This window comes from Arthrobacter subterraneus, from assembly GCF_900099735.1.
GTDB classification, from domain to species: domain Bacteria; phylum Actinomycetota; class Actinomycetes; order Actinomycetales; family Micrococcaceae; genus Arthrobacter_D; species Arthrobacter_D subterraneus.
This window is the reverse complement of sequence record NZ_FNDT01000001.1, coordinates 220,135-234,068: the sequence shown is the minus strand read 5'-3', so window position 1 is coordinate 234,068 and position 13,934 is coordinate 220,135. Positions and strand designations below refer to the sequence as shown.

14 protein-coding genes are annotated in these 13,934 nt (G+C 65.6%); 10 read left to right on the top strand and 4 right to left on the bottom strand.

Annotated features, from left to right (window positions below; all coding sequences use genetic code 11):
• Nucleotides 1-49: 49 nt before the first annotated feature.
• From alr to tsaD, 5 genes are read left to right on the top strand one after another with little or no spacing between them, the layout of a single operon-like run.
• Nucleotides 50-1,213 carry an alanine racemase gene (alr, locus tag BLS52_RS01060; protein ID WP_090584195.1) on the top strand — a complete coding sequence of 388 codons (1,164 nt, stop codon included), beginning with the start codon at nt 50-52 and terminating at the stop codon, nt 1,211-1,213.
• Nucleotides 1,210-1,728, top strand: coding sequence for a tRNA (adenosine(37)-N6)-threonylcarbamoyltransferase complex ATPase subunit type 1 TsaE (gene tsaE / locus BLS52_RS01055; RefSeq protein ID WP_090584194.1), 519 nt, complete (start codon nt 1,210-1,212; stop codon nt 1,726-1,728). Before alr ends, tsaE begins: the two co-directional genes overlap by 4 nt.
• Entirely contained in the window at nt 1,729-2,382 is a 654-nt protein-coding gene (gene tsaB, locus BLS52_RS01050; RefSeq protein WP_090584193.1) for a tRNA (adenosine(37)-N6)-threonylcarbamoyltransferase complex dimerization subunit type 1 TsaB, read from the top strand.
• A gap of 17 nt (nt 2,383-2,399) precedes the next feature.
• Nucleotides 2,400-2,852, top strand: coding sequence for a ribosomal protein S18-alanine N-acetyltransferase (rimI, locus tag BLS52_RS01045; protein ID WP_090584486.1), 453 nt, complete (start codon nt 2,400-2,402; stop codon nt 2,850-2,852).
• The gene (tsaD, locus tag BLS52_RS01040; protein WP_090584192.1) at nt 2,849-3,916 is read left to right on the top strand and encodes a tRNA (adenosine(37)-N6)-threonylcarbamoyltransferase complex transferase subunit TsaD; all 1,068 of its coding nucleotides are present in this window, start codon (nt 2,849-2,851) and stop codon (nt 3,914-3,916) included. The genes rimI and tsaD overlap by 4 nt, the downstream gene beginning before the upstream one ends.
• An 88-nt stretch (nt 3,917-4,004) precedes the next feature.
• On the opposite strand, the gene BLS52_RS01035 is transcribed toward tsaD, so the two are convergent.
• The gene (locus tag BLS52_RS01035) at nt 4,005-5,156 is read right to left on the bottom strand and encodes a glutamate--cysteine ligase (RefSeq protein WP_090584191.1); all 1,152 of its coding nucleotides are present in this window, start codon (nt 5,154-5,156) and stop codon (nt 4,005-4,007) included.
• Between the two features lie 193 nt (nt 5,157-5,349).
• On the opposite strand from BLS52_RS01035, the gene BLS52_RS01030 reads away from it, so the two are divergent.
• Both BLS52_RS01030 and BLS52_RS01025 read left to right on the top strand, forming a co-directional pair.
• Nucleotides 5,350-5,895, top strand: coding sequence for a DUF421 domain-containing protein (locus BLS52_RS01030; RefSeq protein WP_245702642.1), 546 nt, complete (start codon nt 5,350-5,352; stop codon nt 5,893-5,895).
• Between the two features lie 3 nt (nt 5,896-5,898).
• A complete protein-coding gene (locus BLS52_RS01025) occupies nt 5,899-6,723 on the top strand; it encodes a shikimate 5-dehydrogenase (RefSeq protein WP_281241666.1) in 825 nt (274 codons plus the stop codon).
• Between the two features lie 55 nt (nt 6,724-6,778).
• Here BLS52_RS01025 and BLS52_RS01020 read toward each other — a convergent pair whose 3' ends face one another.
• From BLS52_RS01020 to hisD, 3 genes are all read right to left on the bottom strand, one after another.
• Nucleotides 6,779-7,990, bottom strand: a complete 1,212-nt coding sequence (locus BLS52_RS01020; protein WP_090584483.1) for a class I SAM-dependent methyltransferase — start codon at nt 7,988-7,990, stop codon at nt 6,779-6,781.
• Between the two features lie 315 nt (nt 7,991-8,305).
• Nucleotides 8,306-9,049, bottom strand: coding sequence for an SDR family NAD(P)-dependent oxidoreductase (locus BLS52_RS01015; RefSeq protein WP_090584190.1), 744 nt, complete (start codon nt 9,047-9,049; stop codon nt 8,306-8,308).
• 12 nt (nt 9,050-9,061) lie between these two features.
• Nucleotides 9,062-10,414, bottom strand: coding sequence for a histidinol dehydrogenase (gene hisD / locus BLS52_RS01010; RefSeq protein WP_090584189.1), 1,353 nt, complete (start codon nt 10,412-10,414; stop codon nt 9,062-9,064).
• A gap of 220 nt (nt 10,415-10,634) precedes the next feature.
• Between hisD and BLS52_RS01005 the strand changes: the two genes are divergently transcribed.
• The 3 genes from BLS52_RS01005 (at nt 10,635) to groL (ending at nt 13,812) form a co-directional block, all read left to right on the top strand.
• Nucleotides 10,635-11,618: a LacI family DNA-binding transcriptional regulator gene (locus tag BLS52_RS01005; RefSeq protein WP_175460052.1), complete on the top strand. Its 984-nt coding sequence runs from the start codon at nt 10,635-10,637 to the stop codon at nt 11,616-11,618.
• Nucleotides 11,619-11,817: 199 nt separating this feature from the next.
• Nucleotides 11,818-12,114 carry a co-chaperone GroES gene (groES, locus tag BLS52_RS01000; protein ID WP_026545960.1) on the top strand — a complete coding sequence of 99 codons (297 nt, stop codon included), beginning with the start codon at nt 11,818-11,820 and terminating at the stop codon, nt 12,112-12,114.
• An 87-nt stretch (nt 12,115-12,201) separates the two neighbouring features.
• Nucleotides 12,202-13,812, top strand: a complete 1,611-nt coding sequence (gene groL / locus BLS52_RS00995) for a chaperonin GroEL (protein ID WP_090584187.1) — start codon at nt 12,202-12,204, stop codon at nt 13,810-13,812.
• Nucleotides 13,813-13,934 lie beyond the last annotated feature (122 nt).

Genomic DNA, 13,934 nt, shown 5'->3' with positions numbered 1-13,934 from the left:
CGCACCCCCGGATTCCTGACCGCCCGTTCAAAACTGACAGAATGGGCGTGTGAGTTTTTCAGCAGGTCCCGTGCCCGAGCGGCGGGTAGACATCGACCTCGCCGCGGTGCGGCACAACGTACGGCATATCGCGGAAATTGCGAGCCCCGCGCGGGTCATGGCAGTGGTCAAGGCCGACGGCTACGGACACGGTGCCGTGCCCGTGGCCAGGGCGGCGCTCGAGGCGGGCGCCGCCTGGCTTGGTGTTGCGCACATCTCCGAAGCCGTGGAACTGCGCGAGGCGGGCATTGAAGCGCCCATCCTGGCCTGGCTGCACACCGAATCGAGCGACTTCGCGGCGGCCATCGAGCTGGGTATTGACCTCGGGATCTCCGGCTGGGAACTGACCCATGTGGTGAGTGAGGCCCGGAGGCTTGAGCGTCCCGCCCGCGTGCACCTGAAGATCGACACGGGGCTCGGCCGGAACGGCTGCCCGCCGGACCAGTGGGAAGCGCTGCTCGGCCGTGCGCTGGAAAACCAGGAGCACGGGCTCATCCGGGTGGTCGGCGTCTTCTCCCACCTTGCGGTCGCCGACGAGCCCGACCGGGACGAGACCGACCACCAGATCGAACGCTTCCGGGACGCCGTCGCAGTGGCCGAAGACGCGGGCGTGGACCTCGAAGTACGGCACCTGGCCAACACGCCCGGCACGCTCTCCCGGCCGGATGCGCACTTCGACCTGGTGCGCGTGGGCCTGGGAATCTACGGACTCTCGCCCTTCGGCGGGCAGTCCTCCGCGGAACTCGGCCTTCGCCCGGCCATGAGCTTCCGGACCAGCATCGCCAACTGCAAGGAGGTTCCGGCAGGCCACGGCGTCTCCTACGGGCTGTCCTACCTCACGGACAAGCGCACCACGCTGGGACTCATCCCGGTGGGCTACGGCGACGGTGTGCCGCGGGCGGCAACCGGCGCGCCGGTCGCGGTCGGCGGCCGGTTCTACCCCGTCGTGGGTCGGATCGCCATGGACCAGCTCGTCATCGACTTCGAGGAAACCGGGATCGCGGACTCGGCAGACAGCCCGCTGGGACAGGAAGCGGTGATCTTCGGCGACGGCAACGGAACGCCCACCGCCGACGACTGGGCCCGGGCCAGCGGGTCGATCAACTATGAGATCGTCACCCGGATCAGTCCCCGCGTCGCCCGCCGCTATATCGACGCAGAGGCGGACCTGTGACCGGGCCCCTCTGGTTCCGGGAGTTTTCGGTGGCGTCGGTCGAGGAACTGCAGCGTGTTGCCGAGGGCCTGGGCCGACGGCTCGCCGGAGGCGACCTGCTCATCCTCACCGGGGAGCTGGGCGCCGGCAAAACCACCTTCACCCAGGGCCTGGGCCGGGGACTCGGCGTCCGGGAAGGCATCATTTCCCCGACGTTCGTGCTGGTGCGCAACCACCCCTCGCTGGTCAATGGTCCGGGCCTGGTCCACGTGGACGCGTACCGGCTGGAATCGGATGCGGAAATTGACGACCTCGACCTGGAATCCACCCTGGACAGTTCGGTCACCGTCGTCGAGTGGGGCGCCGGCCGCGTGGAACACCTCACCGACAGCTGGCTGCACATCACGCTGGTTCGCCCTGCCCTCGCCTCGCCGGCGTCGGCCTCCCTCACCGATGACGACGACGAACCGCGCCACCTGCGCATCGACGCCTACGGTCCCCGCTGGGCGGACAGCAACCTGGGAGCACTGGTCTAGATGCTGATACTGGCCCTTGATACCTCCGCCGCGGCCAGCGCCGCGCTGGTGAGCGACGGCGTCGTCCTGGGGCGGTTCGCCTCAACGGACACACGCTCGCACGCGGAAGTGCTGGCTCCCGCCGTCGAGCAATTGCTTTTCGATGCCGGCGTGGCCGGAACCGGGCTGGATGCCCTGGCAGTGGGCGTCGGCCCCGGGCCGTTCACGGGGCTGCGTGCGGGTATTGCCACCGCGCGTATGCTCGCCTTCGTGTGGAACGTGCCGCTGCACGGGGTGATGAGCCTGGACGCCGTGGCGCTGGACGCGGACCATGCCGAGGGGGAGTTTGCGGTGGCCACGGACGCGCGGCGCAAGGAAGTGTACTGGGCGCGCTACCGGGCGGGTTCGGCGCTGCCGGAACTGGTGGACGGTCCGCACGTCGGTCCCGCCGAAAGCGTTCCGGACCTGCCGGTGTACGGTCGGGGAGCGGGCCTCTACGCCGGGCGGCTGGCCGGCACCGCCCACGCCACCGAGCTGACGCCCGACGCCGTTGCGCTGGCCCGCGTCGCCGAACGCACCCTCGCGGACGGCGGTGCACTCCGGGCCACCACGCCGCTGTATCTGCGTGAATCGGACGCCAAGGTGCCGGGTCCGCGGAAAAAGGCGCTGCTGTGACCATCGCCCTGCGTCCCATGCGGCTCCAGGACATTCCAGCGGTCGCCGGCCTCGAGCAGAAGCTCTTTCCGATCGATGCGTGGCCGCTTGAGCTGTTCTTTGACGAGTTTGCCCAGGCGGAGACCCGGCACTATCTGGTTGCCGAGGCTGACGGTGAGCTGATCGGCTACTGCGGGGTCATGGTAGTCGGCACCACCGCGGACATCCAGACAATCGGCGTGCTCCCGGACTACGAGGGGCGGGGGACCGGCACCATGATGCTGACCCGGATGCTCGCCGAAGCCCGGCGGCGGGGCGCCACCGAAACCCTGCTGGAGGTGCGCGAGGACAATCCGCGGGCGCGCCGGCTGTACGAACGGTTCGGATTCGAACACATCCACACCCGGCGGGGGTACTACCGTGACGGGGTCAGCGCGCTCGTGATGCGGTTGACCTTCGATCTTCACAGCGTGAGCGAAAGGCAACCATGAACCGGTCCGAACCCCTCGTCCTGGGGATCGAGTCCTCCTGCGATGAGACCGGCGTCGGGATTGTCCGCGGGACCACCCTGCTCACCAACGCCGTGTCCTCCTCCATGGAGGAGCACGTACGGTTCGGCGGAGTCATCCCGGAGATCGCCTCGCGCGCGCACCTGGACGCCATGGTGCCCACCCTCCAGCAGGCCCTTGCCGACGCCGATGTGGAACTCTTGGACGTTGACGCGCTCGCCGTAACCTCCGGGCCGGGGTTGTCCGGTGCGCTAATGGTCGGGGTCGCTGCGGCGAAGGCGCTGGCCGTGGCCACCGGCAAGCCGCTCTTTGCCGTGAACCACCTCGTGGCGCACGTCGGCGTGGGACTGCTCGACGCCGGCCGGCTGCCGGACAACCTGGGCGCGCTGCTTGTTTCCGGCGGGCACACGGAGATCCTGCGCGTGCGGAACCTGGCCTCCGACGTCGAACTCCTGGGGTCCACCATTGACGACGCCGCCGGCGAGGCCTATGACAAGGTGGCGCGCATCCTGGGCCTCGGATACCCGGGCGGTCCGGCGATCGACCGCCTTGCCGCCCAGGGGGATCCGGCTGCGATCCGGTTCCCTCGCGGGCTGAGCCAGCCCAAGTACCTGGGGACGCCGGAGCAACCCGGGCCGCACCGGTACGACTGGTCCTTCAGCGGGCTGAAAACCGCCGTCGCCCGGTTCATCGAGGACTGCGAGGCGCGCGGCGTCGAGGTCCCTGTCGCTGATGTGGCGGCGTCCTTCCAGGAGGCCGTCGTGGACATTATCACCTCAAAGGCAGTGCTTGCCTGTACCGAGAACGGCATCACCTCGCTGCTGCTGGGCGGGGGAGTGGCCTCCAACTCGCGGCTTCGGCAGCTGACCCGGGAACGCTGCGAGGCGGCGGGCATCACGCTGACCATCCCGCCGTCGTCGTTGTGTACCGACAACGGCGCCATGGTGGCGGCGCTCGCGGCGCGGATCATCATGGACGGCGGGGAACCCAGCGGAATCGGCTTCGGCACCGATTCCTCCATGCCGGTGACCACCGTCCACCTCTAACCCACCCGCGTTCATTTCGCAGGACACGCCGCTTTCTCCGCTCCATACGGGGTGTGTCCTGCCAACTCACGGGGGGTTACCGCGGGGGTCAGGCGGAGGGCCCCTCCCGGAGCTGGCGCACCATATCCAGTACGACGGCGCTCAGGTCGCCGTTGTTTTCGGCGGCGACGCGGCGCTGACGCTGGTAGCCGGCGCCGCGCTGCAGGATCTTTTCGACGTCGGCCAGTTCCGCGGAGCAGCCCAGTTTCGCCGCGACCGGTTCCAGCCGGTTCAGCTCATCCATCAGGTGCTCGGTCACCAGACGTTCATTTCCGGCGGCGTCCAGGATGATGATGGCCTCCAGCCCATAACGGGCCGCGCGCCACTTGTTCTCCTGCACATGCCACGGCGGCATGGTGGGGATGGCCCCACCGTTGTCGAGGGTGGTCGAGAAATCGTCCACGAGACACTGGGTCAGGGCGGCGACGGCACCGACCTCCTCCAGCGTGGAAAGCCCGTCACACACCCGCAGCTCAATGGTTCCGAGGTTGCCGACCGGGCGGATGTCCCATCGGATCTCGCTCACCGCATCGATGACGCCGGTGGTGAACATGTCCTCGACATAGGCCTCGTATTCCGCCCAGGAGCGGAACTGGAACGGCAGGCCGGCGGTCGGGAGCTGCTGGAACATCAGGGCACGCTGCGACGCATACCCGGTGTCCTCTCCTCCCCAGAACGGAGACGACGCCGAGATCGCCTGGAAGTGCGGGAAGTAGTTCACCAGCCCGTCGAGCACGGGCAGCGCCTTGTCGCGGCTGTCCAGTCCCACGTGGACGTGCACGCCGTAAATCACCATCTGGTGCCCCCACCACTGCGTGCGATCGATCAGCTTGGAGTACCGTTCCTTGTCCGTCACCGGCTGGGAACGCGGGGCGCTGAAGGGGTGGGAACCGGCCGAGAACAGCTCGACGCCCATCGGATCCGTCACCTCACGGACTGCCGCGAGTGACCGGCTCAGGTCTTCCTTGGCCTCAGAGACGGTGTGGCAGATGCCCGTGACGATCTCGACGGTGTTGAGCAGAAGCTCCTGCTTGATGTGGGGGTGTTCGTCGTCGGCCTGGAGTTCCGGGTGCTTTTCATTGACTCCCCGGAGCACCTCTTTGGCAACCGAGACGAGATCGCCGTTGTACCGGTCGACCAGCGCGAGCTCCCACTCAACGCCCAGGGTCGACTGCTCGGATTTGGCGAACTCAATCTTCAATGGTGTGCTCCTGACCGGTACCGGACGGTGGGGAATATCTGCCTCGGTATCGCGCCATCGCGGGTGAGAACTGAGGTCAATAGTAGTGCAGAGGCAGTCCCGCCCTGCAGTCGCAGCCGGCCGCTCCAGGACCTAGTGTGAAGGACAACCTTTGGCGGACGTGCACCCGATACCGGAAGGAGCAGAAACATGATTGACCCAAGCGGTGGTGGGAGTCGGCATGTGGTTCGATAACTGGGCAGAGGTGGCGAGGGTTCTGCTGGTAGGCTCTGCCGCCTATGCCGTTCTGGTCCTGATCCTCCGGGTCTCGGGCAAGCGGACTCTCAGCCAGCTCAACATCTTCGATTTCGTTGTCACGGTTGCCTTCGGCTCCACACTCGCAACCATCCTGCTCAACGCCAACGTTTCCTGGGCTGAAGGGGCGGCCGCGCTTGGATTGCTGGCCGCGTTGCAGTACCTGGTTGCCTTCGTCTCGTCCCGCTGGCCCGCATCCAGGCAGGCAATAACCTCCCGTCCGGTTCTCCTCTTCAGGGACGGCCGGATCCAGGAACCGGAGCTCAGGCGGAACCGGCTGACTGAGTCAGAGCTTCTTCAGGCGGTCCGCATGCAGGGCAATGGAGACCTCTCGCAGATTGCCGCCATAGTGCTGGAGACCAACGGGAAACTCAGCATTATTCCGGCTGGCAAGTACGGCGACGGCTCCGCGCTTGGGGACGTGGTGGGGCCGGAGCATAATTGACGGGTGCCGATCCTGAACAAAGACATGGCCCTGTGCATCTCCCTCGCCGCAAGGCCCAGCAACCTGGGCACCCGCTTCCACAACTGGCTGTATGACGAGCTGGGCCTGAACTACGTCTACAAGGCCTTCACCACCACGGACCTCCCGGCCGCCATCGGCGGTGTGCGCGCCCTGGGGATCCGCGGATGCGCCATCTCCATGCCGTTCAAGGAGGATGTCATATCCCTGGTGGACCGGATGGATCCCTCTGCGCTCGCCATCGACTCGGTGAACACGATAGTGAACGACGACGGCGTCCTCACCGCCTACAACACCGACTACCTCGCCGTCGCGGAACTGATCAAAGAGCGTTCGGAGGTGGCGCCGTCGTCGTCGTCGGTTCTGTTGCGCGGATCCGGCGGGATGGCCAAGGCGGTTGCGGCGGCCGTACGGGACGCGGGCTTCAGCAACGTCACCATAGTCGCCCGGAACGAGGAGGCCGGACGGCATCTCGCGGGCCTGTACGGGTTCCGGTGGCAGGCGGAGCCGGGCACCTCGACCGCTGACCTGCTGATCAACGTGACCCCGCTGGGCATGGCCGGGCCGGACGAGGACGTGCAGTCCTTCAGCGACGAGGCGATCGCTGCGGCGTCGCTGGTGTTTGACGTCGTCGCGCTGCCGTCGGAGACGCCGCTCATCCGGGCTGCCCGCCGGGCGGGCCGGCCGGTCATCACCGGTGCCCAAGTTGCTGCGCTGCAGGCTGCCGAGCAGTTTGTGCTCTACACCGGGGTCCGGCCCACGGCTGAGCAGATCCGGGCGGCCGGAGAGTTCTCGCGGCAGCCGGCGTAGTTTCTTCTCAGGTTCCCCCGACGCCCCATGCCCGGCAACCCTGCCGGGCGGGCTTTCACCCCAGGACCGGATCGACGACGACGGCGACCCGCTCCTCGCCGATCCGCGTCAGTACCAGCGTGGCCTTGTTGGTGGCTTTCTTAGTGCCGGCCAGGAGCTGCTTGCGCAGTTCCTCCGGGGTCACCGAGGTTCCGCGTTTCTTGATGTCCAGGACGCCGATGCTGTTCGCCTTGACCCAGGCCTTCAGCGTTTTGACGTTGTAGGGCAGGACATCGAGGACGCGATAGGCCCGTGCGAACGGTGTGTCCACCAGATCCGGAGCGCAGATGTAGGCGATGTGCGGGTCGACCAGATGCCCGCCGATGGAGCGGGCGACGTCCGCCACCAGCCCCGCCCGGATCACAGCACCGTCCGGCTCGTAAAGGTACCCTTCCACCGGTCCGACAGCGGCGTCGTCGTCCTCGCCGAAGTCCGAATTGCTGGTGAGCTCCGTGGCACCGTCAGCGCCGATGAGCAGGGCGCTGCGGCGGACGTTGTCGCGGCGCAGCGCGTTGAACCAGAGGACCACTTCGGCGACGTCACCGTCCACCGACACCCACTGGGCTTCGCAGCTGGAGGGGACGGCGTCGTGGGGGATGCCCGGTCCGAGCTTCACGCCGACCGGCATGCCGGTGTCCGCGAGGCTCTCGACAAAGGAAAGGGGCGGCGAGAACGCTTCCGGATCGAACAGCCGCCTGGTGCCGGAGCTGGAGGTGGTCCGCCGTGCGGGATCCAGCCAGACGCCGTCGTAATCGGTCAGGTCAACGGCTGAGGCGTCAGCGTTGACCACCGTCGCGTTGGACCACGGCAGCAGGTTCATGGTGGCCGCGGCTGCGGTGGTCTCATCCAGTTCGACGGCGGTGACGTCGCGTTCGAGGGTGGCAAGGGCCATCGAATCGGCACCGACACCGCAGCCCAGGTCGGCGACCTTCCGCAGGCCGGCGGTCACGTAGCGCTGGGCGTGGCGCGCGGCGACGGTGAGCCGGGTTGCCTGTTCGAGACCGGCGGGGGTGAACAGCATCCGGGCGGCGAACGGACCGAACTTGGCCTGCGCCTTGGCACGCAGCCGTGACTGGGTCAGGGCGGCGTTGACCACCTCGGGGGAGTGGCCGGCGGCGCGCAGCTGCTCGTTGAGCCGGAGACTGTCCGATTCCGAGTAGGGTCCGAGCGAGTTGAGCAGCTCCCAGCCCTCGGGAGTCAGGACGGGCTCGAGGAGGTTCTGGGTCACGGTATCGCTTTCGGCGTTTCGGGAGGGGCTTTCGGCAAGGCGGGCTGGGCCGGGCACTTCAGTCTATTGGACCGTGGTTGGAGGTCCAGCGGGTGCGTGCTGAACCGTCGTTGACGCTCCCGGGGGCAGTCGCAGGGACGCTCGTAGCGAGCATGGCGCTTGCGCAGAGCAGCATTTCCCTCACCCTGGTCCGGACTGCTCGAGTCCGTGTCCGGGTTGCTCACGTAAGCCCGCCGGGGAATCATTCCGCCCGAACACCCGACCTGCGATTTCTCAAACTTCTCCGGGAGCCGATGTGCAGTAGTGGTCGGTGTTTCAGCGGATGGTGTAACCGCCGTCGATCGTGAGGGTGTGGCCGGTGACGAGTGCGGACGTTTCACCGAGGAGATAGAGGACCGCACCGACAACGTCCTCCGGCTGGCCGAAACGACCGACGGGAATGCGGCCCAGTAGTTCCGCCGCCCGCTGCGGGTCGTTCAGCGTGGACTCGGTGAGTTCCGTACGGATGAAGGTGGGGGCTACGGCATTGATCCGAATGCCCTTCGAGGCCCATTCCAGAGCAAGGACCTTGGTGAGGTGAATGAGAGCTGCTTTGCTTGCGCCGTAGGCAGCACGGTCTTCGATGGCGACGATCCCGGCCTGCGAGGCAACGTTGACCACCGAACCGGTGGTTCCCGCCTCGAGCCAGGCCTTCGCAAGAGCCGTCGTCATGAAGAACGGTCCGGTGAGGTTGGTGCCCAGCACGGCGTTCCAGTCCTGTTCCGTCACCTCGACTGCAGGCTTGGGAATGTTCAGCCCCGCGTTGTTGACGAGCAGGTCGATGCCGCCAGTGAGTTCGAGGAGATCTGCGACAAATGCACGGATGCTGTCTGCATCGGAAAGGTCCACCGAGAGCGGAGCTGTCCCGTAGCGCTCCGCTATCTCCCGGCTCGTGGCCTGGTCGCGGCTGGTTCCGTAGACCACTGCGCCTTGCTCGGCAAGGCCATCAGCGATGGCCCTGCCGAGACCGCGACCGGCGCCGACCACGAGTACTTTCTTACCGTCCAGTCGGAAGTTCACGGCGGCGCTCCGCTACTGTCCGAAGGTGTGGCCGGACCAGGAGAGCCCGGTACGCCGGTACTTCGCGGCCCGGACATCTCCGGAGCGTGCATGTCCTTCGAATCGTTCCACCCGCGCAGCCCTCCCACATAGTTCACCGAAGAATGCACTCGACTCCGTGTTGACCACTTCCTGGTAGGTAACCGTCCGGAGGTATTTGCCTACCCACAAGCCGCCGGTGTAACGGGCGGCACCGCGCGTGGGAAGAACGTGGTTCGTACCGATCACTTTGTCGCCATAGGACACGCAGGTTCCCTCCCCGAGGAATAGCGCCCCGTAGTTGTGCATCTTCTCCAATGCGGTGCGCGGTTCCTCTGTGAGGATCTGCACGTGTTCGTAGGCGTACTGGTCCGCGAGGGCGTAGGCATCGTCCAGGGACTGCACTACGTGCACGGCTCCCCAGTCGCGCCATGCGGGCTCGGCGAAATCCCGGGTAGGCATGTCGGGAAGGATGGCTTCGATATGGTCGATGACCTGCCGTCCAAGGTCCTCGCTTGTGGTGATCAGTACCGCCGGAGAATCCGGACCGTGCTCGGTCTGGGAAAGCAGGTCTACAGCAACAATGAACGGGTCCGCATGCTCGTCCGCGACAATCAGCACTTCCGTGGGACCGGCGAACAGATCGATACCGACTTCTCCAAAGAGCTGCCTCTTGGCTTCAGCGACAAAGGCGTTTCCGGGACCGGCAAGCATGTTGACCGGGCGAATCGTTTCGGTACCGATGGCCATGGCGGCCACGGCCTGGATTCCGCCGAGCAGGTAGATCTCGTCAGCGCCGGCCAGGTGCATAGCCGCGACGGTGGCGTCGGGAACCTCACCCTGGATCAGGGGAGTGCACGCAGCGACGCGTTCGACGCCGGCGACCTTGGCCGTGATGATGGTCATGTGTGCGCTTGCCAAGAGGGGGTACTTCCCGCCCGGAATGTAGGCGCCGGCCGCTTCAACCGGGACGTTCTTCTGACCAAGCAGCACCCCGGGCAGCGTTTCGATTTCAAAGTCGCTCAGGGACTCGAGCTGCTTCTGAGCCATGACCCGCACCTGCTCCTGCACAAAGGTGATGTCGTCGATGACCTGCTGCGGAACGCGCGCCATGATCTCCTGTAACTTTTCATCGCTGAGAAGGAACGTGTCAGGCGAGTACTTGTCGAAACGCTCGGAGTATTCACGCACGGCTTCATCACCACGCGTCCGGATGTCCGCGATCACTTCCTCAACGACCTTGCGAACCTCGGGTGAGCTTCCACGGCCTTCATCCGTGCGGGCGGGGCTTTTGAGCAGGCGGGAGGGCACAGCAGGAGCCGTTGTCCTGTCGGTGTCGATCGTCATGGTGAGAACCTTCCATCTTCGTTGATGGGCGTCACTAAAAAAGCGCCCGTAGCAGCCGTTGATGACCGCCGCCACCGAGTGTATACGTATACATGAAAAGACTCAAGCCCTTCTTTCGTCCTTTTGTATACGTATACTGCCTATGGATGCCGCGCCACGCTGCACGAAAAGAAAAGCGGGAAATGGGTCGTCCCGGCTCCAGCGGACCGGAGGAGAAGCAATGGTTACCAGTCGCGATGTTGCCCAGCTGGCCGGCGTCTCTCAGGCCACTGTCTCCCGGGCCCTCTCGTCCTCCTCCAAGCTCTCGCCCGAAACCGCCGCCAGGGTACGTGCGGCCATGGAGACGTTGGGATACGTTCCGCACGCCGGCGCCCAGGCCATGAAGACGCGGCGCACCCGCACCATTGGCGTCGTGGTGGATGACCTGACCAATCCGTTTTATCCCGAGATACTGGACGAGGTGACACGGGAGCTCGACGGGGCCGGATACCGGGTTGTGATCTGGAATGCCGGTGGCGACAGCCATAGTGACGCGCTGGCCGCAATCCGGGAGCGTGCGGTGGATGGTGTGGTCTTCACCACGGCTACTGAAGAATCCCCGGAGCTCCAGGTGGCAGTCGAGCAGGACAGCCCCATTGTGTTGATTAACCGCATTGTTGATGGGCTCGACTGCGACCAGGTCGCCAGCGAAAATTTTGCCGGAGGGGCCGCCGTGGCCGACTACCTGTCAGCACATGGACGTACAGGCGTGGCGCTCATAGGCGGCACCGAACGTGCCAGCACCTCCAGGGACCGCTGCACCGGGTTTTTGAACCGGATGGCCGAACACGGGCATCCGGTGCCTGCACATCTGCAGTTCGGCGGCGAGTTCTCCCATGACCGCGCAGTGCGGATTGTGGAGGAGTTCTTGCAGCGGGACCCTCGTCCTATGGCTGTTTTCTGTGTCAATGACTATATGGCTTTCGGCGCTCTGGATGCCCTGCGCAAAAACGGGCTGTCAGCGCCGGCTGACTGCTGGGTGATTGGTTACGACGACGTCGAAATGGCCTCATGGGAATCATTCGGCCTGACCACCGTGCGCCAGCCCAGCCGCGAGATGGCGCGGGTCGGCGCGAGGATGCTTCTCGACCGGCTGCAGAACCCCGATCTCCCAGCGCATCAGGTGCGGTTCCCGGGAACCCTGATTAAGCGCAGGAGCGCCTGACTGGAGGCCGCCGGGCGTCCATAAGTTGCCAGCCTCTGGCACTCGCCTTGACCGAGTGCTAACCGTTGCATAAAGTCAGACTTGGCACTCTCGCTATGAGGGTGCTAATCCTTCGAGGATGCGCCAACCGGCACCGCGACGACGGTCAGCGCCTGCTCGATACCCAGATTCATTCAAACCAAGTGAAGGAGAGGTCCGAGTGTCGGTCTCTATCAAGCCTCTTGAAGATCGTATTGTTGTTCGCCCGCTGGAAGGCGAGCAGACCACCGCATCCGGTCTGGTCATCCCGGACACCGCGAAGGAGAAGCCCCAGGAGGGCGAAGTTGTCGCAGTAGGCCCCGGCCGCGTTGACGACAACGGCAACCGCGTTCCGGTTGATGTGGCTGAAGGCGACGTCGTCATCTACTCCAAGTACGGTGGCACCGAAGTCAAGCACGGTGGCCAGGAGTACCTGGTTCTTTCCGCCCGCGACGTACTGGCGATCGTAGTCAAGTAGTTGTGCAGAAGAACCCCGGTCATCATCGGCCGGGGTTCTTTCCTGTAAGTACACATCCCTGCACAAGCCTGAAAGGAAAGAAGCAACATGGCAAAGCAGTTGGAGTTTAACGACGCCGCCCGCCGCAAGCTGGAAGCCGGCGTTGACAAGCTGGCCGACACCGTGAAGGTGACGCTCGGCCCGCGCGGACGCAACGTGGTCCTCGACAAGAAGTGGGGCGCCCCCACCATCACCAACGACGGCGTGACCATCGCCCGTGAGGTGGAGCTGGACGACCCGTATGAAAACCTGGGCGCGCAGCTGGCCAAGGAAGTTGCCACCAAGACCAACGACGTCGCCGGTGACGGCACGACGACGGCTACCGTCCTCGCGCAGGCACTGGTCAAGGAAGGCCTGCGCAACGTTGCGGCAGGTGCCGCTCCCGGCGCACTGAAGCACGGCATCGAGGTTTCCATCGAGGCTGTTGCCGCACGTCTGCTGGAGAACGCCCGCGAGGTTGTCGGCAAGCAGACCGCCAACGTTGCAGCCATCTCGGCGCAGAGCCAGGAAGTCGGCGACCTGCTGGCCGAGGCCTTCGAGAAGGTCGGCAAGGACGGCGTCATCACCATCGAGGAATCCTCGACCACGCAGACCGAACTGGTCCTCACCGAGGGCATGCAGTTCGACAAGGGCTTCCTCAGCCCGTACTTCGTGACCGATCCTGAGCGTCAGGAAGCCATCCTCGAGGATGCCCTGATCCTGATCAACTCCGGCAAGATCTCCTCTCTCCAGGAGTTCCTGCCGCTGCTCGAGAAGGCGCTCCAGGCCGGCAAGCCGCTGTTCATCATCGCCGAGGACATCGAGGGTGAAGCACTGTCCACCCTCGTGGTCAACAAGATCCGCGGCACCCTGAACGTCGTTGCCGTCAAGGCCCCGGGCTTTGGCGACCGCCGCAAGGCCATGCTCCAGGACATTGCCACCCTCACCGGTGCGCAGGTGGTTTCCCCGGATCTCGGCCTGAAGCTGGACCAGGTAGGCCTCGAGGTCATGGGTACCGCCCGCCGCATCACCGTCACCAAGGACAACACCACCATTGTTGACGGCGCAGGCAGCGAGCAGGATGTTGCCGACCGCGTTTCGCAGATCCGCGCCGAGGTTGAGCGCACCGATTCCGACTGGGACCGCGAAAAGCTCCAGGAGCGCCTGGCCAAGCTCGCCGGCGGTGTCGGCGTGATCAAGGTCGGCGCAGCCACAGAGGTTGAGCTGAAGGAAAAGAAGCACCGCATCGAGGACGCCGTGTCCTCGACCCGCGCGGCCCTCGAAGAGGGCATCGTGGCAGGCGGCGGTTCTGCCCTGATCCACGCCTCGAAGGTGCTGGACGAAGATCCCACCGTCCTCAAGCTCGAGGGCGACGCGGCCACCGCCGTCGGCCTGGTCCGCCGTGCTCTGATCCAGCCGCTCCGCTGGATCGCCGAGAACGCGGGCTTCGAAGGCTACGTCGTCGTCGACAAGGTCGGCCAGCTTGAGGTCGGACACGGCTTCAACGCCGTCACCGGTGACTACGAGAACCTCGTCGACGCCGGCATCATCGACCCGGTGAAGGTCACGCGCTCCGCGCTGCGCAACGCAGCGTCGATCGCCGCACTGGTTCTCACCACCGAAACCCTCGTGGTGGAGAAGCCGGTCGAAGAAGAAGAGCAGCACGGCCACAGCCACTAAAAAGGCACACAGCCGCTAGCGGTCATGACCGCTGGAGCAGCGCACAGGCAACGTTCCGGTCCTCCCAGGAGGGCCGGAACGTTGCCCTTTTCACACCCGGAAACCGGTCATCGGAATAGGGG

What these genes read in the sequence shown, in the direction of transcription:
- tsaB (WP_090584193.1), top strand. Translation starts at nt 1,729, where the DNA reads ATGCTGATACTGGCCCTTGATACCTCCGCCGCGGCCAGCGCCGCGCTG.
- groL (WP_090584187.1), top strand. Translation starts at nt 12,202, where the DNA reads ATGGCAAAGCAGTTGGAGTTTAACGACGCCGCCCGCCGCAAGCTGGAA.
- hisD (WP_090584189.1), bottom strand. Translation starts at nt 10,414, where the DNA reads ATGACGATCGACACCGACAGGACAACGGCTCCTGCTGTGCCCTCCCGC.
- tsaD (WP_090584192.1), top strand. Translation starts at nt 2,849, where the DNA reads ATGAACCGGTCCGAACCCCTCGTCCTGGGGATCGAGTCCTCCTGCGAT.
- rimI (WP_090584486.1), top strand. Translation starts at nt 2,400, where the DNA reads ATGCGGCTCCAGGACATTCCAGCGGTCGCCGGCCTCGAGCAGAAGCTC.
- BLS52_RS01005 (WP_175460052.1), top strand. Translation starts at nt 10,635, where the DNA reads ATGGTTACCAGTCGCGATGTTGCCCAGCTGGCCGGCGTCTCTCAGGCC.